Origin of the sequence: Allomuricauda sp. ANG21 (genome assembly GCF_040705235.1) — a bacterium.
GTDB lineage: Bacteria > Bacteroidota > Bacteroidia > Flavobacteriales > Flavobacteriaceae > Flagellimonas > Flagellimonas marina.
Genome location: NZ_JBFCVT010000011.1, coordinates 297,725 through 320,068 on the forward strand (window position 1 = coordinate 297,725; position 22,344 = coordinate 320,068).

Sequence of the window (22,344 nt, forward strand, 5' to 3'; positions counted from 1 at the left end):
CTCCTTATAAAGAGAACATAAAAAAGGGAGCTAAATTTCAGCTCCCTTTTTATTGCTCATAAAAGTATAAAGAACTCATTTTTTATGGTTCCCCATATCGTGATCCAAATGAATGCTGTTGGGGTCTCTATATTTACAACATTCCGGTAACTTATCATAGACCTCTTCTGAAGCAGTAAATCCTTCAGAATCATGACCAACCTCAGCAATCCTCTCTTTAATAATATCAACAGAACATTTTCTTTCGTCAATAATGGCCTCAAAAGCTTTGGTATCTGGATTCCAGGTAGCATATTTCACACCCTTTAATTTAATGGCAGCTTTTTCGATGCGACTTTTACACATACCACAGTTTCCCTTTACCTCAAAAGACACAGATTTGTTCTTGTCCTGCGCATGTCCTGAGCTCATTACCATTAGAGCTATAAATGATAGTAAAATCGTTCTCATATACGTATTGGATTAAATTTTATATCTGAAACCTAAAAAATAGGTGCTTTTCAATACAGGACCATATAAAAGTGTGCTATCAAAATATGGTCCAAATGGGTCATTGCTCGATAGAATCGGCATATTTTGGGTAAAATTACCCATGTTTTCACCCCCTATATAACATTCAAACTTGCTTGAAAACACTTTGGTTACCTGAGCATTCATAATCAAGTAGGATGGTGAATAGGTGGGTAATTGATATTCATCTGGATTGCTCATAGTGTTTGGTAACCGTTGACTGCCCAACCAATTGGCGGTAAAGTCGAATCGCCATTGGCCTTCACTAACTTTTGGTGTCTCATAGCCAAGATTGATAAAAAACCGATACTTTGGCTGTAAGGGTCTTTCTAGAGAGCCTTCTACATCATAATCCGTAACCACATCAAAAAATTTGTAAGTAGATCTTAGATAAAAATCTTGAAGGATTTCATAGTTCAAGTCTATCTGCAGACTATTTGAATAGCTATTTCCAGTAAGGTTGTAAAAAGAAATTTCTCCAGGGGTTTCCCAATCCACCACCACCTGATCAATAAACTGTGTACGGTAAAAGTCAATGGAAAAATCCAAAACCCGGCTCCACACATATAATTTTTGGATAAAACTTACCCCATAATTCCATGCCTTCTCTGGCTTTAAGCCATAGTAGTTTCCATTACTTTCTGTAATTGCAATTTGTCTTGAAGAAGCAAATAATTGTTGATTCTCCGCAAAAATATTGGCACCGCGTTTGCCTCTGCCAAAAGAAGCCCTAAGACTGGCTTTATCCCAAAGTGAATACCTCAAATGAAATCGTGGTGTAACAAAGGTTCCTAGATTGTTATGTTGGTCAATTCGAAGTCCTGACTCAAAACTAAGTCCTTCCAAATTGTCATACGTGTATTCAAAAAAGGCTCCCAAGGAATTGTCATAACGACGGTAGGGCGTCTCATTTACCAACTCATTAAAACCATCATAAGTAAGACTTACTCCTGTCTTGAATTTGTGCAGGGTACTCCCAATGATACTGTTGAATATGAGATTGCTGTAAAATGATTTATGGTTGATGTCATAAACATTTAAGCCATAAAAAGCATCTTGGTCATGCGTGGTATAGGTTGTCTGAAAACCAAAACTTTGATAGGGAAGATCAGGAAATACATAGCCCAATTTGGCAGAAAGATCCAGCCGGTCTGTGTTGATGACACTTCCCCAAGCATTGGTGGTCAATTTATCCGTATTGACATTAAAATCAGTCTGTCCAATTTCCTTAGTATCTCCCAAATATTGAATATTGGCGTAACTGACCCACCCACTTTCAGGATTTAAATATTGCCAACGATTCATAATATTTATCTGTTTTGTCAATGGGGTGTCTAAAAAGGAATCACCATTATTGTCAATATAGCCATTCCTGAGGTTGGAATGGACATATAGGCCTACGCCAAGTTCGTCGGATAGGCTATGGTTAAATCGGGAATTAAATTCGTACCGCTCATAATTATTGGCGTACATGTTCAGAAAAAAACGCTTATCCGTTAAAGGTTTTACCAACTCGGAGTTAATATGTCCGGAGATGCTTTCAAAACCATTTAGTACACTTCCTGCACCTTTTGTTATTTGAATGCTTTCAATCCATGATCCAGGGGTGAAAGATAACCCAAACACTTGTGAAGCTCCTCTAATGGAAGGCATATTTTCTTGGGTGAACATAAGGTAAGGACTGTTTAGTCCCAACATTTGAATCTGCTTGGCACCTAGAATGGCGTCAGATACATTTACATCGACTGCAGGATTGGTCTCAAAACTTTCAGAAAGATTGCAACAAGCAGCTTTTAACATCTCTCTGCTATCCACAGAAACCACATTTTGTACCTTGAACAGTGATTTTTGAATAGGGGCCACCTCTTTTTCCACAACCACCTCGTCCAAGACCACATTAGGATATAATACAATATTGCCTAAATTAGGTCGGTTCACCGGAATTGTATCCGACCGATACCCCATAAGGCTAACAATTAGTTTTTTAGAATTAAGGTTAAATGGAATCTTGAAATTTCCCAATGAATCTGTGGTAGTGCCCTCTGTACTATTGGCCCAGTACACATTTGCGTAGGGCAAAACAATGGTTTTCCCCTTATCATTGTACTCAAGAACCTTCCCCACTACCTGAATTTGGGAATGGCAAAATTTTCCAACAATCATTAAGGAGAAAATCAGGAGAAACCTCATTTCAGCGAAAGTGATTTTATACACAAATCTACTGCATTAGACACTCATTGCATGATTATCGCCATGAATTTAACAGTCATGTGCAATTCATAGATTTTTTTGGAAGTTAACAGAATATTGATTTTTAATGCTTTGCTTAGCAGTACTTTTAAACAACTGTACATATCACTATGAACTTCATTAAAATTGGTTTCTTGGTCGTATCATTGATGCTTTGTTTTCTTGATGCCAAATGCAAGGATGAACATAGGCCATCTCAAGAAAATGTAACCAAAATAAGGGTCATCAATAATAGCGGACATCAATTTGAGCATGTTACCTTGTTTTCAATGAAGTTTGGGGATTTACAGCCTAATGACACATCGGAATATAAAATATTAAATTATGATTCCTTGCGCGATGACCCTTTGATTTATGCCGTTATGGAGGGTGATAATTTGGGAAGATATTTAAGAATACCAGATAAAAATATAAGACACTATACCTATGTTATGGATAGTGTAAGTAGTGGTATTTTATATGTGAGCTCTTTTGAAGACTCTGTTGATTAAGAAGTTCTATCAATTAAAATAAACGTACAACTAAATTAATATGGTCAAAGTTTTGGAACAGTTGCGAAATGTTGCTTTTTGGTCCTTGGATGCAATCAAGGGTGGTCACATAAGGAAACATTGTTCGGAAATTAGAATGGTACTGAAAGCTCCCGAGTCTGATGAATCGAGACTGACACGGGAAAATAACCTTGATAGGTTATTGGAGCACGCTGTACATACAGTTCCATTTTACTATGCCATAGAAAAACGACCATATAGCCTGCAAGATTTTCCCATTGTTGAAAAGGAAACTATTCAAAAAAAGTTTGAACTATTTAGAAGTGAAGTACATTTGAACGGGTACAATCATGAAGTTACCACCAGTGGATCTACTGGAAAACCTTTTAAAATCCTTCAGAACAAAGACAAAAGGAACAGAAATACCGCGGACACATTTTTCTTTGCGCAAAGAGCTGGATTTAAATTAGGCTCAAGACTGTACTACCTCAGATTATGGGATAAGCAATACAAAAAAAACAGACTACTGACCCTTCTCCAAAATATTGCTGCATACTCGGTAGATGACCTTACAGAAGCGAATTTGGCCAAGCTGGTACATGAGCTGGAACATAGCTCATCCAATAAAAGTCTGTTAGCATACACTTCTGCCTTGAACACGGTCTCCAAGTATGTTGAGCAACAATTGGGAAGGTCTTTACATTGTAAATTCGACTCCATCATATCTATAGCCGAAGCTTTGAATCCAGGTGTAAAGAGTAGGGCGGAAAAATATTTGGGCACTGAAGTTGTCTCCAGGTACTCGAACAGCGAAAATGGAATATTGGCCCAGCAAAAGGTGAACGATGGTACGGGGAACTTTGAAATTAATTGGGCGAGTTATCATGTGGAATTACTGGATTTGAATGAAGATAAACCTGCCAGGCCTGGTGAAACGGGTAGAATAGTGATTACAGATCTTTTTAATTATTCCATGCCCATGATACGTTACGATACCGGTGATGTGGGTGTAATGGATTATGACCCGGAAAAGCAAGCTATTGTCTTTACTAAAGTTGAAGGAAGAAAAATGGATATGTTCACCAATACAAAAGGGGACTACATATCTTCTCATATTATTCATCACATATTGCAGTTTAAGGGTATTGAACAATTCCAGTTTATCGAGGAAGAAGATGGTGATTATACAATAAAGTTGAAAGTTTCTCCTCTTTATGACCGGAATGATGAGGGAAGGATTCGAAATAAGTATATGGAATATTTTGGAGAAGATGCCATAATACATGTAGAGTATGTGGACGACATTCCGTTGTTGCCTTCAGGGAAAAGAAAATTGGTGATCAACAAAAATAAGGGGGCAATAAAACAATCATCCCCTCAGTTATCCCCCAAGATTTGATAGGGGCTATGCCAATAGGAATTTAGGTTTAATTTAAGCTTTAGGTTTGTTCATTCTTTCCTCATCAAAGCTTGGCATACCGGATTCGTTATCTAATGCAACATCTTTTCGTAACAAAACCTTTAGGGCGGTCTTAAATAAGATTTTCATATCCAAGGCGAAGGACAGGTTTTGCACATACTCTATGTCCTTTTGGAGTTTTGTGTCCCAATCTATAAGGTTTCTACCAGATACTTGAGCCAAGCCGGTAACCCCTGGCCTAACCGTATGCCTAATTTTTTCCTCTTCGGTATAATAGGGTAAGTACCTCACTCGTAAAGGCCTAGGACCAATTAAACTCATGTCGCCCTTAATGATGCTTAATAGTTGGGGAATTTCATCCAGTGAAGATTTCCGTAAAAAAGTGCCAAATTTGGTGACCCTTAACTCATCAGGCAAAAGTTTTCCATCATTATCGGTTTTATCCGTCATGGTTTTGAACTTTAGAATCGAGAAAACCTTCTCATTTTTTCCCGGTCTAGGTTGAAGAAAAAATGGTTTACCATTGTTGACAAAGAGCAGAACGAACCAAATAATAATGAAAATAGGAGATAACAGTACAAATCCAATAACCGCCAAGACCAAGTCAAGTACTCTCTTCAAAAATAGCTTATACATTACAAAAAGTTGAGTTTTGGTAATAACGTCGCTTTTGTGAAGCCATTGTATCGGGACATTAAAAAGTCAGTGTAATTTATCTTTAAGTCAAAATTAACAAAATGTTCTGTTTGAAAGTAGGACAAAGGCTTGGATATTAATAAATGTTAAAATATCTTGCCGTTCATCGATTTTCGGGTATCGACGAAATCCATTTGATCCTAAAATCACGTACTGGATGTGTATTTCATCGAATAATTTAGTTTTTGGACGAAATAAGTTTGAAGAAGTACTAATTTTAAAACCCGAAATCTCGTTTTAACCCATGAAGTTATCTTATTGTACCCCACGAGCCATGCTATTTTTGGTCACATTAGTGTTATTTTTTTCATCTTGTGCCAAAGATAGTGACCTATTTGATGAGTATGTAATCGAACCTGACGAAGAGGTTGTTGAACCTGGAGATCCAGATCAAGACCCGGATCCAGATGAAGATCCGAATCCAGATGAAGACCCAGACCAAGACCAAGATCCAGATGAGGATCCTTTTGACGGGATTGACTTTAGTACACCTGACAATCCTGAGAACACCAATAAAATTGAAGGAACTTATACGCCTACATCCATGGCAGATATTACCAATCCTGCCAATGCCAATTTAAAAGCAGTCATTTCCCAATCTTTCAATTGTAATTCCTGCACCTTTGCCGCTGGTCAAACCATTGAACCTGCAGGGGGTGTTATTTCTGGTTCCAATATTAATTTAAATGGAGCTTATATAGAAAATACCTATAAACAAGCGTTTGCTCCTTCAGTTACCTTCAGTGAAACATACAATGCCTCTAGGGTAAGCCCAGAAACGTTTGGGGCCAATGCTGGGGATAATTCAGATGATACAGACGCCATTGATGCAATGATCAACAACGTTGAGTTGGCTGTAACTGCCAATGGAGGTACCTACATAAAAAATAGGCCTACAAATTACAGAAGATCAGGTATCTTGGATTGGAACATGAATGGCGCAGTTCTTAAAGTTACTAGTGCTGCCGGTTTCAATACAGGTCAAGTTTCTGTAGATGCTGTTTTTGATATCACCAATTTATCACCGACCATTTACAATGGAGAGTTCGACGGAACAAATACCTATGGAAGACTGTTTTATTTGCATGGTCAGGAATATTTTAGGTTCCAAGATCTTTATGTGCACAATTTTTATGCATCTACCACCTACCGCGCAGTTGCTTTCAGATTTACCATAAACGCTTCAGAATCAGGATTTAAATATGGTGAATTTTCCAACTGTGTAATTGACCAGATTGTAGCCCAGGGTGATGGAAATTATAACAATGCACCTGCTGGTATCTCAAAAGGATGGTGGTATACAATTTCAGGTATCAATTACAGTGATCCTTTTACAGTATTGCACACCAACAATAAAGTCACCAATATTATTGGTGATGATGCTGAAGCATTCTATGCAATTCAAGGTGGAGGTTCACTTGATCACGATAGCAAATTTGTTTTTGACAACGAGGATTACAGATATTGTACAAGAAGGGCAATTAAAGCCTGTGTCTCCAATGTGGAAATTAAGAATAGTTACTTTGAGGAGATTCCTGAATCCATGTTTAACTCTGCCCAACAAATGGGGACTATGATTGACTTTTTTAGCACCCAGAGCAGTAATCTTATTCAGAACATTTATGTACATGACAATGTTATTAGAACTGTCCCGGGAAGTGACGCTCACTATTACCTTCTGTCGATGACCGAGGTTGATGGAGCTGTTATCACCAATAACACCTTTACCATGGAGACCACCGGAAATTATGGAGGTGTGCGGTTAGGTTCCAACACCAGTTCATACAATGGAGCACTGAAAAACATCAATATTACAGACAATGTGTTTAACAATTGCTATGTGAACGCCATGTACAATTATGCTCCGGTTGCCAATGAACCCATTAATGTGGATGGAAACGTTTTTAATTTCACCGCATCCCAAGGAATTGATATAGGTGCAATGCGTTTCTCACAGAATAGTGGGAGCCAAGGCTATGTTAATTTCATAAATAACGACATAAATGTAGACGCCTCATCTGCAAATGGTATTAATGGTGTCATTGCCAGCAATGGTGTTGATGTGGTTGGAGTTAATCTTGAAAACATCAATATAAACTACTCTAATTCGCAATCTTCAAGACCTTTTGGTTATTTAAGAGGTAATTTCAACAGTAGTAACACAATCAAGAATTGTAACCTTACTGGCGCCAGTGGTATAAACGCCTTAGAAGTGCTCGGCGGAACTCAATCGGTTCAACTTATAAATAGCACCGACGCTAGCGGAAACCCCATTACCATAAAATAGAAATTTAATCAACAAACTCACTTTATAGACAAAAAAGAGAAGCTTAACTAAGCTTCTCTTTTTTTTCGATTATAGGTCGTGCTTTTAATGGATTATTGACTCTCCATCCAGAAAAGAATACATTTCATATAATAATACTTGTCATATAGGGTTTAATACACATCTTTGTAATTAAATTTCAAAAACGTGGCAAAAAAAGCATTGATTACTGGGGTGACCGGACAAGATGGCGCCTATCTTAGTGAATTTCTTCTAAAAAAAGGGTATGAAGTACATGGTTTAAAAAGGCGTTCTTCCCTTTTTAACACAGACCGTATTGATCACCTGTACCAGGACCCACATGTAGAAAACAGAAATTTCATCCTACATTATGGGGACATGACTGACAGTACCAACCTAATTCGTTTGGTGCAAGAAATACAGCCCGATGAAATATACAACTTGGCAGCAATGAGCCACGTTCACGTAAGCTTTGAGACACCTGAATACACAGGAAATGCAGATGGTTTGGGTACACTCCGTATTTTGGATGCCGTTCGATTATTGGGATTAGGTGAGAAAACCCGGATTTATCAGGCCTCCACATCAGAACTATATGGAAAAGTCCAAGAAGTACCACAAAGTGAGACAACACCATTTTACCCCCGAAGCCCATATGCTGTGGCAAAAATGTACGCATACTGGATTACGGTAAACTATAGGGAGGCCTATAATATGTATGCATGTAACGGGATACTTTTTAACCATGAATCACCCATTCGAGGAGAAACTTTTGTGACCCGAAAAATAACAAGGGCCACTGCCCGAATCGCATTGGGACTTCAGGACAAATTCTATCTAGGAAATTTGGATGCTCAGAGAGACTGGGGCCATGCTAAGGATTACGTACGCATGATGTGGATGATTTTGCAAGCAGATGAACCTGAGGATTGGGTAATTGCAACTGGAAAAACAACCCCAGTTCGTGACTTTGTGCGCATGAGTTTCAACGAAGTGGGAATTGAATTGGAGTTCAAAGGAAAAGGTGTAGATGAAAAAGCCTATGTAAAGGCATGCCACAACCCAAATTACCAACTTGAAATTGGTAAAGAAGTGTTGGCCGTAGATCCACAGTATTTTAGACCAACCGAAGTCGACCTTCTGATAGGGGATCCAACAAAAGCAAAAACCAAACTAGGTTGGATACCCGAATACGATTTGGAAGGATTGGTAAAGGATATGATGAAAAGTGACCTAAAACTGATGCAAAAAGAACAATACTTGAAAGAAGGAGGCTATCGCATTCTAAATTATTTCGAATAAGTATGGAATTGAATGCAAAAATCTACGTGGCAGGCCACAGAGGATTGGTTGGAAGTGCCTTGGTCAAAAATTTAAAATCCAAAGGCTATCAAAACATTATTGTTAGGACACACGCAGATTTGGACCTGACCGATACTACGTCGGTAGCTGGGTTTTTCGAGAAAGAAAAGCCGGAATATGTTTTTTTAGCAGCGGCCAAGGTGGGGGGCATTGTAGCGAATAACACCTATCGAGGTGAGTTCATTTATGATAACTTGATGATTCAGAACAATGTGGTGCATCAAAGCTATCTAAATGGGGTAAAAAAATTAATGTTCCTTGGAAGTACCTGCATATACCCCAAGAATTGCCCCCAACCAATGAAAGAGGACTATTTATTGACCGATATACTGGAGTATACAAATGAACCGTATGCGATTGCAAAAATTGCGGGCATCAAATTATGTGAGAGCTATAATTTGCAGTATGGTACTAACTTTATATCAGTAATGCCAACCAATTTATATGGTCCCAATGATAATTTTGATTTGGAAAAATCCCACGTCTTGCCAGCGCTGATTCGTAAAATTCATTTGGGTAAAGCTTTGGAGAATGATGATTGGATCACCATAGACCGCGATTTTGATCAATTGCCCATTGAAAATGTTACGGGTAAGAGCACTAAAGAAGAAAAAAAGGCCATACTTAAAAAATATGGGGTAGAAAAGACTGGAGAAGGAACCGTAACTGTAGAGATATGGGGCAGCGGTAGACCTAGACGTGAGTTTTTGTGGTCTGAAGATATGGCTGATGCTTGTGTGTTTTTAATGGAGAATAGAAACTTTTCCGATACTTATGCCAATGGGCAAAAGGAGATAAGAAATACACATGTTAATATTGGAACAGGTTTGGATATCTCCATAGCAGACCTTTCCAATTTAATAAAAGAGCACATAGGCTTTAAAGGTCATTTTGTATTCAACACAAACAAACCGGACGGCACCATGGAAAAGCGTACCGATGTAACCAAATTGAACAACTTAGGTTGGAAACACAAAATTGAAATTGAACAGGGACTTTCTTTGATGTACGAACACTATTTAAATTAATGGACCCTAGAGCAATAGATTTGGTAATCTAACAATACTTACATTACACTTGATAGGCAAACTTTCTACGTTTTTAAACAAGAATTCGGGTTTCACCAGATACCTCAAAAATACCTCATGGTTAATGGGGGAAAAGGTTTTACGTCTTTTAATCGCATTGAGTGTTGGGGTATGGGTAACTCGGTATTTGGGCCCCGAACAATTTGGAATATTAAGTTATGCCCAAAGCTTTGTTGGCATTTTTAGTGCACTATCTTCCTTAGGACTCAACGATATCATAATTCGCGAACTGGTTAAATCTGAAGATAGAAAAGAGCTGATCCTTGGATCTTCCTTTGGTTTACAGACTTTGGGATCCTCCGTAATCATGTTGATACTTATTGTTAACATATATTACAATGATAATGAGCCGTTGACCAATAAAATCATTATAATATTGGGACTGCTTACTTTCGTTAATAGTTTTAATGTTATCGCATCCTATTTTCATAGTCAGGTGAAGAGTAGGTTCTATGCAATGGCCGGATTGGTGGGTGTATTTATTTCTGCCCTGCTGAAAGTATATTTGATACTGGGGGGCTATTCATTGATTTATTTTGTTTATGTACTTGCCTTTGATGTAATTTTTCTGTGTTCAGGTCTTGTCTGGTTTTATATGAAGTCTGGGCAGTCACTGTTTGCTTGGAAATTTTCTTGGCCCATGGCCAAAAATCTATTGAAGGATGCATGGCCATTAATTTTGAGCGGAATCATTGTTTCCATCTACATGAAGATAGATCAGGTGATGATTAAAGAATATTTGGGAAATAGCGAAGTTGGCCAATATTCTGCGGCGGTGCGACTCAGTGAGGCTTGGTATTTTATCCCGACCATAATTTGTAGTTCATTGTTTCCGGCCATCATTAATGCGAAATTAAAAGATGACACATTATATATGGAGAGGCTTCAAAAGCTGTATAACCTAATGGTTGTGCTAGGAGCTGTAATCATTGTGCCGGTATTATTGTTCAGTGATTGGATGATTAATATACTCTATGGTGAGGCATTCCAAAGATCCGCAGGGGTATTAAATATCCATATTCTGGGCAGTGTGTTCGTTTTCCTGGGTGTGGCAAACCAAAAATGGTTTATAAGTGAGAATTTCCAAGCATACAATATCATATGTTTGGGAATAGGTATGCTTGCCAACATAGCTTTAAACATACTTATGATTCCCAAGATGGGGATTATGGGCGCGGCATACGCTACTTTGGTTTCCCAATTTATGGCATCTGTCTTGGCACCTGTATTATTTACAAAGACCCGTAATTCATTTTATATGATGTTAAAGGCTTTATTTTTTGTGCAGGTTTTTAAGAAAGGAAAATTGGTGTAGAAGCAAAAAAATCTCCACATGTTCGGAGCAATTTTTGACCTGAAAATGAGTTGTTTAAATAGTCCGTTCAATTCAATAAACAGACTGATCGGAAGGATAGATATAAGTAAAAACCGAATAAAACAAACCAAATAATATGTGTGGAATATTAGGAACCGTCCCCGCCTCAGACCAAGGACTATTTAAAATGGCTTTGGATACCCTCACACACCGGGGCCCTGATAGCTACGGTATTGAGCATATTTCCGAAGAGGTTTCGTTGGGACACCGCAGGCTATCCATCTTGGATGTTTCAGAAAATGGCCATCAACCCATGTTACATGAAAGCAAAAGATATGCAATCATCTTCAATGGGGAGATTTATAACTTTTTGGAAATACAACAAGAACTGGAACTGTTGGGCCATAGATTCAAATCTTCTTCAGATACCGAGGTACTTTTAAAGGCCTATATTGAGTGGGGAGAGGATTGTGTATTGAAGTTCAATGGGATGTGGGCTTTTGCTATTTGGGATACAGAGACCAAACGCCTTTTCATGTCTCGAGACCGATATGGCAAAAAGCCATTGTTCTATGCGCAGGTCAATGGAAAATTTGTGTTTGCGTCAGAAATGAAGGCCATTTTTCCATTTATGGATCGGCTGGAGGTTTCGGAAGACTTCCACTGGATGAAAGAACACATTTTCTTTTACGAAGCTACTGAAAAATGTCTCATAAAGGGAATAAAACGGTTTCCAGCAGGACATAGTGGTCACCTGGATAATGGTCAATTGAATCTGTATCGCTATTGGAATACACTGGATCATTTAGTGGAAGTGCCAAAGACCTATCAAGAACAGGTGGAGCACTTCAGGGAACTGTTTATGGATTCCTGCAAACTTCGAATGCGCTCAGATGTGACCATTGGAACCGCACTGAGCGGTGGATTGGACAGTAGTGCCACAATAGCCGCCATGGCCAATTTGGCAAAAAACAATAACAGCTATTCCGATGACTGGCAACACGCATTTGTGGCATCGTTCCCAGGAACACCTTTGGATGAATCCCATTATGCCAAAATGGTTACCGATCATCTGGGCATTGGAGCCACATTTGTTGATATAGATCCCTTAAAACATTGGGATAATCTAGAACATTACTTTTACCTGTTCGAGGATCTTTATATTACCTCTCCTTTGCCCATGATTATGTTATACCAAGCTGTAAAGCAAAATGGCACTACCGTAACCTTGGATGGCCATGGGGCTGACGAGTTACTGAGTGGGTATCAACAAGGCACTTTGGAAAGTCTATGGGATGCCCGTTTCAGTCCAAGACATACACATGACATTTTGAACATTTATCAAGGGTCTATCAATGAAGATAAAGTTCAATATGATAGAACAGGTAATTGGAAATTGTATTCGAATTATATGGCCAAAAAGTTTGGTAAAAAGGTGCTTGGAAGGAAAATGCCCTCCAGAGATAACAATCATCCAAATTTCAAAAAACTGGACAATCTTACTCAGTACTTGTATGCAATGTTCCACGAAAATATTTTACCCACACTGCTTAGAAATTATGATCGATATGCCATGATCAATAGTGTTGAGATACGAATGCCTTTTATGGACCATAGGATAGTGAGTTTTGTGAATTCCTTACCGTATTCAAGTAAAATTGGGGATGGATATACAAAACGTATTGTAAGAGATGCCCTTGACCCCTTTTTGCCCAAAGAGGTAACATGGAGAAAGTCTAAAATTGGGTTCAGCTCTCCCATAGTGGATTGGATGCAAAATGATTTATCGGACTGGTTTATGGATGTGACACATTCACGTAATTTTCTGCAATCAGAGTTGGTTTCAGATCCCGTGTCTTTGCAGAACCGAATAAGCGCAATTGTAAAAGGTAAAAACCACAACTTTACGGAGGCTCAAAAATGTTGGACGGATTTATCTCCTTACATTTGGGAGAAAGCCATATTAAAGAAGAACCTAGTAAAGGTTTAAAAGTATCCGCGGGTATTTCTAGCCTTAACGTATAGAAACATAACATGGTCAACACTATTAAAAAATGGGTGCTCTCTAGTTCCTTACTTACGAATACAGCCATTTTTTTTAGACGTATTTACCTGAAAAGAAAAAAAGGTATTGTCTACCATAAAGGTGCATTCATTGGGTTTTCGGTAGATTGCGAAGGAAAGAATGCTTTTGGCAAGAATAGTTCCCTTGTTTCCTCGGCCATTGGTTATGGTTCTTATTTGGCTGAAGGGGCCATGTTGGCCAAAAGCAAGATAGGAAGATATTGCTCCATAGGTCCAAACGTCAAATGCATTTTTGGTAAGCATCCGGCAAGCACATTTGTATCTACCCACCCCTCTTTTTTTGCCTTAAAAACCCCAGTTGGATTTACGTATTCGGATGCACAATATTTTGAGGAATTTGCTGAGCCGCATAGCAGTGGCTATAGCATTACCATTGGCAATGATGTCTGGATTGGGGCCAATGTATCGCTTATGGATGGGGTGACCATAGGAGATGGGGCCATAGTGGCGGCCAATGCTTTGGTCACCAAAGACGTAGAACCTTATTCCATTGTTGGTGGAGTGCCCGCCAAAGTAATTAAAAGACGATTTTCAGATGAACAGATTGCATTTCTTTTAACCTTCAAATGGTGGGATAAAGAGGCAGCATGGATAAAGGAAAATGCGAAAAAGTTCAGAAATATTGACATATTTATGGAACAACTAACAGAAAGCTGAAATGAAAATTCCCATAGTAGTTGTTGCCTTCAATAGGCCCAGGTCATTGACAAGACTTTTAAAATCATTGGACGAGGCCGCATATCCGAATGAGGATATAGATTTAATAATTAGCATTGATAGGGCAGAGGATAATCAAGATGTTTTGGCTTTGGCCAATGCGTTTGAGTGGAAATATGGCATAAAGAAAGTAGTATATCAAGAAGTAAACCTTGGCCTGAGAAAGCATATTTTAAAATGTGGAGATATTAGTATGGATTATGGGGCGGTCATTGTATTGGAAGATGATCTGTTCGTTTCCCCAAATTTTTATGTTTTTGCAGAACAAGCGTTGAATTTTTCCTTAGCTGAACCAAACATTGGTGGTATATCATTATACAATCATCAGCTCAATGTGCATTCACGGGATAATTTTTCGCCTATCCAAGATGGTTTTGATAACTGGTATTTTCAATTTGCCTCGTCTTGGGGCCAGGCGTGGACCAAAGAACAATGGTCTAGATTTATGGAGTGGTACAATGCGGAACCAGCTATTGATGATAATGAAAATGTTCCGGAATATGTCAGAAGTTGGTCCCCAAAATCTTGGTTGAAATATAATATTACGTACTTAATAGAAAAGAACCTATTTTTTTTATATCCAAAAATATCGCTGACCACCAACTTTAGTGATGCAGGGACTCATGTGGGAAACGACAGTACTATTTATCAAGTTCCTTTGGATTATGGAGCCAAAAAAGACTATAAATTTTCAAAGGTTACTGAATCCACATCAGTATATGACGCTTTTTATGAGAATCTACATTTGTCTGATGCGGTAGGTGTGCAGAAAGATGAACTTTGTGTGGATTTACATGGGATTAGACCTGTTCAAGCCAAGCGCTATCTACTGTCGCCCAAGATTTTGGATTTTGCAATCATTACATCGTTTGGAAAATCGTTGAAGCCCCATGATGATAACGTCTTACGGCAAATTGATGGACATGAAATATTTCTTTATGATACTAGAGTTCCGTTAAAAAACAAGTATGACGTTGACTTTGAAAGAAAGGTCATGTATAATTTTAAACAAATTCCTTTAAGATATACCCGGGTGTTGTTTGTTAGACAAATTTTTGCAAAACTTAAAAATCTATTTAAAAAACTGGTAAAACTAGGATAAAGTGCTTAAGCAGATAAAAAAACTGGGGATTCCATTAGTGGCATTGTTTTTTATATACCTATTGAATCCAATGGGGTTAAATATTTTGGTTGGTTATGCCTTGTTGCCATTAGTGTTGCTCAAGAGGAATTTTCTGGTGGGGAATAGTGATACCGGGCTCTTATTGCTCTTATTGTTCTCATTGACCTATGCAGCTTTTTTCTCTTTTGACCCAATAGCAGGCAAACAATATATTATTGTTTATGCTCTTTTTCCAGGATTATTTTATCTACTTGGCAAATATTTTGCAGAAAAGCTCAAGGACAATCACATACACCTGCTGCTGTTTTTGTTGATTTCTTCATTGATTTTCTCTTTCTCCGCGGTTCTTTCGGTTTTTACGGATATACTTGAGAACGGCTATAATATTGTAGACCGAAATCTACCCAATTATTGGACAGGAAACATTATTCCTGCTACGATTATGGGGTCTTATTTTACGTTGATCATGGCCTTGCCCGCTCTTTTGGTTCCTCACATTAAGAAAATTAATATTATCCATAGGGTTGGTTTGCTATTCTACTATGTGGTAGCAATGGCATGCATATTACGTATAGGCAGTCGTACTCAAATAAGTATAAGTTTAATTACGCTTCTGTTTTCTTTGATTTATGTGATACCACGCCAGTCCTTGAGACGAAACCTGTTTATGTTCCTATTGTTTTTTCTGGGTACTTTTTATTTATTGAATACCGTAAGCTTTGATTTAAATCAAGATTGGTTATCAGCCTTTGCCAATAGAATGGAAGATGGTAAAGATGTAGCATCTGGCGGCGGTAGGACGGGACGTTGGGTAAAATCAATGGAGTATTTGTTTGAAAAGCCCCTGGGATGGAGTGAACATGAGTTTGGGCACTCCCATAATCTTTGGTTTGATGTTTTGAGGGTTGGAGGATTTTTATCCTTCTTTTTTCTTCTATTTTTCACTACAAACGCTTACAGTACCGTTTTTAGGGCTATCAAAAAAAATAAAAAACTGTATGCCTTCAATAACCAAATGATTGTCTATACTATGGCATTCTCTTTGGTTTTTATGGTAGAGCCCATCTTAGAAGGCATGTTCGATTTTTTCGCTTTTTTCTGCTTTTTTATTGGGGCGGTCAAAAAATATAATACCGATTATCCCGTAATTGAGTAAGGTCATCCAATAAATGCATTTCCCTTATAAACGATGCTTTACTTTTACACTAGTATTGAAACTAAATTAAGCAAACATTGACCATTATCCCCAAAATGAACAAACTTGCTGTACTTCTTACATGTTTTAACCGAAAGGATAAGACCATTGCAGCCCTAACCGCATTGCACCAAGCATATGAAAATGCGGAAAACGATTGGACGATGTCCATATATTTAACCGATGACGGTTCAACCGATGGAACATTCCAAGCCGTTTTGGATAAATATCCAGAGGTGAATATTTTAAAAGGCAACGGATCGTTGTATTGGGCTGGAGGGATGAGAAACTCATGGCGGCAGGCTGTGAAAAGCGACTATGATGCCTATTTGTTGTTAAATGATGATACCTTTGTATATCCTTCACTTTTTGATAAAGTAAAATCGACACATTTGCATGCTATTGACAATTTTGGAGAGGGCGGAGTTTATGTGGGATCTACTGTGGATTCAAAAACTAAGAAGCTTACCTATGGAGGATCTGTTTTCACCAATCGATTTCTAGCTACCATGAAGCGGTTGCAGCCTGGAGAACAACCTATTTCGTGTGAGTTGGGCAATGCCAACATTATGTGGGTCAGTAAAAATGTGGTTGAAAAAATTGGGATTCTCTCAGAAGGATATCTACATGGAATGGCCGATTTTGATTATACCATGAAAGCTACCAAGAAGAATTTACCAGTATTGGTTATGCCCGGAACTGTAGGAGAGTGTGTCAATGACCACAGCAACAAGTATGTTAAATTTGCGAAGCTCTCACTAAAAGAGAGGTATAAAATGTTGGTAAATCCCATTGGCTTCGATTTTAAATCCCAGTCTCATTACATGAAAAAACATTTTCCAATTCGATATCCCTTTGTCGTCCTTGCTGGATATTTTAAGGTACTTTTGCCCAACATTTATTACAAATTTTTATACGCGAACAGAAAAAGCTAATATGCCAAAAAAGAATCTAATCGTCTTTGGAACCAGACCGGAGGCCATAAAAATGGCACCACTGGTAAAGGCCTTTCAAAAATCAGAACTATTTGAAACCAAGGTTTGTGTAACTGCACAGCATCGCGAAATGCTTGATCAGGTTTTGGACTTTTTTGATATTACACCTGACTTTGATCTCAACTTAATGAAACCGGGACAGAATCTCTATGGGTTAACTGCGGCCATAATTACCAATATGCAACCAGTATTGGAGTCCTATAATCCAGATTTTGTCTATGTGCATGGAGATACCACGACTACCATGGGTTCAAGTATTGCCGGATTCTATTCGGGTGCCAAGGTATGTCATGTTGAGGCGGGATTGAGAACATTCAATAAATGGGCGCCCTTCCCTGAGGAAATTAATAGACGTATTACCGGACATGTTGCGGACTTTCATTTTGCACCGACCAGAACATCATCGCAAAACCTTAAAAATGAAGGAATTGATGAGGCTACAATTGAAATAACAGGTAATACTGTTATTGATGCTCTTCATGATAGTGTGGGACGTGTAAAAACCTTGAATACTCCAGAGTTGAATGCACTGAAGGCCAAGCTTACTCCCAACAAAAGGATTATTTTGGTTACAGGGCATCGACGAGAGAACCATGGTCAGGGGTTTATAAATATTTGTTTGGCACTTAAGGAAATAGCCAATCAATATGACGATGTTGAAATTGTTTATCCTGTGCATTTAAATCCTAAAGTTCAGAAGCCGGTTTATGAGCTTTTAGGAGGTATGGAAAATATAAAACTTATAGATCCATTGGCCTATCCAGAATTTGTATGGTTAATGAACGAAAGTTATCTGGTAATTACCGATAGTGGTGGGGTTCAGGAAGAAGCCCCCAGTTTGGGAAAACCGGTATTGGTAATGCGAGATACCACAGAACGCCCAGAAGCTGTTGAGGCAGGTACCGTCATTTTAGTGGGAACCGATACTAAAAAAATAATCGATGAAACCTCCTCCCTGTTATCAGATAATGACAAATACAAAGCCATGAGCAAACTTCATAATCCTTATGGCGATGGCGAGGCATGTAAACGTATTATTGAATTCATGAAAAATCAAATATAATGTCAGAAAAAGCAGTAACAATGATGGGTTTGGGCTATATAGGCCTGCCCACTGCTACATTGATTGCAAAAAATAAAACTATGGTACATGGGGTTGATGTGAATCCCAAAGTTGTTGAAACCATCAACAAAGGAAAAGTACACATTGTAGAACCGGACTTGGAAGAAGCTGTGTCCAAAGCTGTAAATGATGGGTACCTCAAGGCAAGTCTGGAGCCCAAAAAAGCAGACGCATACTTGATTGTGGTACCAACGCCCTTCAAGGAAAAAAATGAGCCGGACATTTCGTATGTGGAGGCCGCTACCAAAGCGGTTATGCCTTTATTAAAAGAAGGTGATCTCTATATCATTGAATCAACGTCACCAATTGGGACCACCGAAAAAATGCGGGACCTTATTTTTGCTTCACGTCCTGAATTAAAAGATAAAATTTATATGGCGTATTGTCCAGAAAGGGTATTGCCGGGCAATGTAATGTATGAATTAGTGAATAATGACAGGGTCATTGGGGGTATTGATCAAGAATCTACAGAAAAGGCTACAGCATTCTATGCCAGTTATGTAAAAGGAGAATTACATCCCACAAATGCACGGACAGCGGAAATGTGTAAGTTGGTCGAAAACTCTTCAAGAGATGTTCAGATTGCCTTTGCTAATGAGCTTTCATTGATTTGCGATAAGGCAGACATCAATGTATGGGAACTGATTAAGCTCGCAAATAAGCACCCCAGGGTTAATATTTTACAGCCAGGCTGTGGGGTAGGAGGCCATTGTATTGCCGTAGACCCATATTTCATTGTTTCCGATTACCCAATGGAATCCAAGATCATAGGAACAGCACGGGAAATCAACAACTACAAATCTTTTTGGTGTGCCGAAAAGGTACAGACCGAGAAATTAAAATTTGAGTTGGAATTTGGGTATAAACCTAAAGTTGCATTAATGGGATTGGCCTTTAAACCAAACATAGATGACTTAAGGGAATCGCCCGCAAAATATATCGTTCAAAAAGTATTGCAGAACACCAACAATGAAGAATATTTTATTGTGGAACCAAACATTGAATCACACAATGTATTTAAGTTGACCGATTACAAAACTGCGTATGAACAGGCTGATATTGTGGTCTATCTGGTAGCACATAATGAGTTTAAAAGCCTTTCCAAAGACTCAGGAAAGAAGATTATTGATTTTTGTGGGGTGCTTCAGGCATAACGATTGTTTAGAATCCGTTGCATTATGAAAACGCTAATTGTTTTGGCCCAATCATTGGAACAACCTAGGGTGGTAAAAAGAATAAATCAAAAGACAAAGGAATATGATAAGATTCATGTCTACGGTTTTACCAGAAATGTCCATGCTGTGCAAAACCAAAATATTTTGGGCGAAAACAAGAATATTTCAGTAACCATTGTAGATCAGATAAAAAACCAACAATATGTTCGTAGAATTATCAGCTTTATCAAGCTTATATTCCTTATTTACCGAAAATATGGTCTTAAAAGAAAAAGCTTATATGTCTTTGGCCTTGATTTAAGAATTTTAAGCACATTTTTGATCAACTCAGATGTATATTACGAAATAAGTGATATTGTTTGGCTTTATTCCAGTAAAAACAAGCGTAGAGTCCTAGGTTTTCTTGACAAATATCTAGCTGGTAAATCACGAAAAGTGATTTTTACAACTAAAAGCTTTTATGACGCCCACTATAAAAAACACATAAACGAAGAGCAACTTATTATCGCAGAAAATAAGTTAGAGACCTATAGTAGAGTGTTTCCTGTTGACAAAATGTACAAAGACCGAATAAGAATAGCTTATATAGGAGCTTTTAGGTATGTTGATATCATTGAAAATCTTATGGAATATGTATCTGGTAATAAAGAGGTTGTGCTTAATTTTTATGGAGCTACCCACGAGGGTAGGTTAATGAATTCAATAAATGCGGCCACCCAAGATAATCCAAATATAGTCTATCATGGACCCTTTAAGAACCCTGATGATTTAGAGCGCATTTATGGAGAAAATAACCTGAACTTTGTGGTTTATGATAATACATTGGAAAATGAAAAGGTTGCGATGCCCAACAAATTCTATGAATCTGGGTATTTCAATATTCCAATTGTATGTGCAACCAACACTTATGTAGGTAAAAGGGTTGTTGAGCAGGGAATGGGGTGGACAATAGACACGGATAAAGAGTCGATTTCTAACTTTTTGGATAATATTTCCACTGCGAAACTGTTTGAATATCACGAAAGAATAAAAACATTGGACAAAGCTCTTTTTGTAGCTTAGATTTAAAAAATAGTAAAATGTTCAAAGGCAAAACATTATTGATAACAGGAGGGACCGGTTCTTTTGGGAATGCCGTCCTAGATCGTTTTTTAACCACTGACATTGGGGAGATTCGCATTTTCAGTCGAGATGAGAAAAAACAGGACGATATGCGGAATCGTTTAAAGAACCCCAAAATTAAGTTTTACATTGGAGACGTAAGAGATTTCAATAGTATTAACCATGCCATGAAGGGGGTGGATTATGTTTTTCATGCAGCAGCATTGAAACAAGTGCCATCTTGTGAATTTTTTCCTATTGAGGCCGCAAAGACCAACGTTTTTGGAACACAAAACACCATAGATGCCGCTGTGGCCAATAATGTGGAACGGATAATTTGTTTGAGTACGGATAAGGCAGCCTATCCCATCAATGCCATGGGAATAAGTAAAGCTTTGATGGAAAAAGTAGCGGTTGCAGCTTCAAGAAACATTCCTAATGATACAACCAAAGTTTGTCTAACCCGTTACGGCAATGTTATGGCGTCTAGAGGTTCGGTAATACCCCTGTTCGTTGATCAGATCAAACAAGGCAACCCTTTAACCGTTACCGATCCCAATATGACACGGTTTTTAATGTCTTTGGAGGATGCAGTTGATTTGGTACTTTTTGCTTTTGAACATGGAAATCAGGGTGACCTTTTTGTAAACAAGGCCCCTGCCAGCACCATTGGTGATTTAGCTAAGGCTGTCCGCGATATCTTCAAGGCAGACAATGAAATCAAGGTTATCGGTACAAGGCATGGAGAAAAATTGTATGAGACTTTGTGTACCCGGGAAGAAATGCAGAAAGCAGAAGATATGGGCGAATTTTACCGTATACCTGCAGATAACCGAGATTTGAATTATAGTAGATACTTCTCAGAGGGTCAAAAAGACATCAATGCCATAGAGGATTACCATTCACACAACACAAAACATTTATCAGACAAAGAACTTGTGGATACATTGATGAACTTGGGGTACATCAAAGAACAATTAAATGCTTAGCAATTTTATCATCAATGTAGAAATTTTTAAGGACAGCAGGGGCACCATGCGTTTTGCAAATGCCTTTAACATGGACGAAATAGTCAGGTTTTATGAGATCGCACCTGCAAATCAAGAATATATTAGGGCCTGGCAAGGACATCAACAAGAAAAAAAATGGTTCCACTGTTTGTCTGGGGCGTTTGTGATCAATTTGGTTGAAATTGACGATTTTAGTGGCCCAAGTCCAGACGTTACCCCACTAAGGTTTGAACTGAACGCTATGGAACCCAATATTTTGGCAGTACCTAGCGGTTATGCTACAGGAATTAAAGCATGCTCAGAAAAAGCTCGCTTGCAGGTTTTTTCCAATGTAAGCTTAAAGGACTCGTCAGAAGACGATTATAGGTTCCCTTTAGAAACGTGGAAGGCAATATGGTAGA

At 38.3% G+C, this 22,344-nt stretch carries 18 protein-coding genes and 1 pseudogene; 16 read left to right on the forward strand and 3 right to left on the reverse strand.

Features of this window, described 5'->3' with window-relative positions; genetic code table 11:
- Positions 1–75: 75 nt before the first annotated feature.
- A complete protein-coding gene (locus AB1A65_RS10135) occupies positions 76–450 on the reverse strand; it encodes a heavy-metal-associated domain-containing protein (protein WP_366588543.1) in 375 nt (124 codons plus the stop codon).
- A gap of 12 nt (positions 451–462) precedes the next feature.
- The gene (locus AB1A65_RS10140) at positions 463–2,634 is read right to left on the reverse strand and encodes a TonB-dependent receptor (RefSeq protein WP_366588545.1); all 2,172 of its coding nucleotides are present in this window, start codon (positions 2,632–2,634) and stop codon (positions 463–465) included.
- A gap of 236 nt (positions 2,635–2,870) precedes the next feature.
- On the opposite strand from AB1A65_RS10140, the gene AB1A65_RS10145 reads away from it, so the two are divergent.
- Positions 2,871–3,251: a hypothetical protein gene (locus AB1A65_RS10145; RefSeq protein ID WP_366588547.1), complete on the forward strand. Its 381-nt coding sequence runs from the start codon at positions 2,871–2,873 to the stop codon at positions 3,249–3,251.
- 40 nt (positions 3,252–3,291) lie between these two features.
- On the forward strand, positions 3,292–4,650 hold the full coding sequence (locus tag AB1A65_RS10150) for a CoF synthetase (protein WP_366588549.1): 1,359 nt from the start codon (positions 3,292–3,294) through the stop codon (positions 4,648–4,650).
- Between the two features lie 33 nt (positions 4,651–4,683).
- Here the strand turns inward: AB1A65_RS10150 and AB1A65_RS10155 are convergent, their stop codons facing one another.
- Entirely contained in the window at positions 4,684–5,307 is a 624-nt protein-coding gene (locus tag AB1A65_RS10155) for a sugar transferase (protein WP_366588552.1), read from the reverse strand.
- A 304-nt stretch (positions 5,308–5,611) separates the two neighbouring features.
- Between AB1A65_RS10155 and AB1A65_RS10160 the strand changes: the two genes are divergently transcribed.
- From AB1A65_RS10160 to AB1A65_RS10225, 14 genes and pseudogenes are all read left to right on the forward strand, one after another.
- Positions 5,612–7,654, forward strand: a complete 2,043-nt coding sequence (locus AB1A65_RS10160) for a hypothetical protein (protein ID WP_366588555.1) — start codon at positions 5,612–5,614, stop codon at positions 7,652–7,654.
- 186 nt (positions 7,655–7,840) lie between these two features.
- Positions 7,841–8,956 carry a GDP-mannose 4,6-dehydratase gene (gene gmd / locus AB1A65_RS10165; protein WP_366588557.1) on the forward strand — a complete coding sequence of 372 codons (1,116 nt, stop codon included), beginning with the start codon at positions 7,841–7,843 and terminating at the stop codon, positions 8,954–8,956.
- A gap of 2 nt (positions 8,957–8,958) precedes the next feature.
- Positions 8,959–10,044 carry a GDP-L-fucose synthase gene (locus AB1A65_RS10170; protein WP_366588559.1) on the forward strand — a complete coding sequence of 362 codons (1,086 nt, stop codon included), beginning with the start codon at positions 8,959–8,961 and terminating at the stop codon, positions 10,042–10,044.
- Between the two features lie 49 nt (positions 10,045–10,093).
- Positions 10,094–11,419, forward strand: coding sequence for a flippase (locus AB1A65_RS10175; protein ID WP_366588561.1), 1,326 nt, complete (start codon positions 10,094–10,096; stop codon positions 11,417–11,419).
- 136 nt (positions 11,420–11,555) lie between these two features.
- Positions 11,556–13,409 (forward strand): asparagine synthase (glutamine-hydrolyzing), encoded by a 1,854-nt coding sequence (gene asnB, locus AB1A65_RS10180; RefSeq protein ID WP_366588563.1) that lies wholly within the window; start codon positions 11,556–11,558, stop codon positions 13,407–13,409.
- A gap of 467 nt (positions 13,410–13,876) precedes the next feature.
- Positions 13,877–14,161, forward strand: a pseudogene (locus tag AB1A65_RS10185) (CatB-related O-acetyltransferase); the annotation flags it as partial.
- 1 nt (position 14,162) lies between these two features.
- Complete coding sequence (locus AB1A65_RS10190) at positions 14,163–15,323, forward strand: hypothetical protein (RefSeq protein WP_366588566.1); 1,161 nt, start codon at positions 14,163–14,165, stop codon at positions 15,321–15,323.
- Between the two features lies 1 nt (position 15,324).
- Positions 15,325–16,500, forward strand: a complete 1,176-nt coding sequence (locus AB1A65_RS10195) for a hypothetical protein (protein ID WP_366588568.1) — start codon at positions 15,325–15,327, stop codon at positions 16,498–16,500.
- A 95-nt stretch (positions 16,501–16,595) separates the two neighbouring features.
- Positions 16,596–17,474, forward strand: coding sequence for a hypothetical protein (locus AB1A65_RS10200; RefSeq protein WP_366588570.1), 879 nt, complete (start codon positions 16,596–16,598; stop codon positions 17,472–17,474).
- A 1-nt stretch (position 17,475) separates the two neighbouring features.
- The gene (gene wecB / locus AB1A65_RS10205) at positions 17,476–18,597 is read left to right on the forward strand and encodes a UDP-N-acetylglucosamine 2-epimerase (non-hydrolyzing) (RefSeq protein ID WP_366588572.1); all 1,122 of its coding nucleotides are present in this window, start codon (positions 17,476–17,478) and stop codon (positions 18,595–18,597) included.
- Positions 18,597–19,811: a UDP-N-acetyl-D-mannosamine dehydrogenase gene (gene wecC, locus AB1A65_RS10210; RefSeq protein WP_366588574.1), complete on the forward strand. Its 1,215-nt coding sequence runs from the start codon at positions 18,597–18,599 to the stop codon at positions 19,809–19,811. The genes wecB and wecC overlap by 1 nt, the downstream gene beginning before the upstream one ends.
- Positions 19,812–19,835: 24 nt before the next feature.
- Positions 19,836–20,894: a hypothetical protein gene (locus AB1A65_RS10215; RefSeq protein WP_366588577.1), complete on the forward strand. Its 1,059-nt coding sequence runs from the start codon at positions 19,836–19,838 to the stop codon at positions 20,892–20,894.
- A 17-nt stretch (positions 20,895–20,911) separates the two neighbouring features.
- The gene (locus AB1A65_RS10220) at positions 20,912–21,922 is read left to right on the forward strand and encodes a polysaccharide biosynthesis protein (RefSeq protein ID WP_366588579.1); all 1,011 of its coding nucleotides are present in this window, start codon (positions 20,912–20,914) and stop codon (positions 21,920–21,922) included.
- A complete protein-coding gene (locus AB1A65_RS10225; protein WP_366588581.1) occupies positions 21,915–22,343 on the forward strand; it encodes a sugar epimerase in 429 nt (142 codons plus the stop codon). The genes AB1A65_RS10220 and AB1A65_RS10225 overlap by 8 nt, the downstream gene beginning before the upstream one ends.
- Position 22,344: the final 1 nt, after the last annotated feature.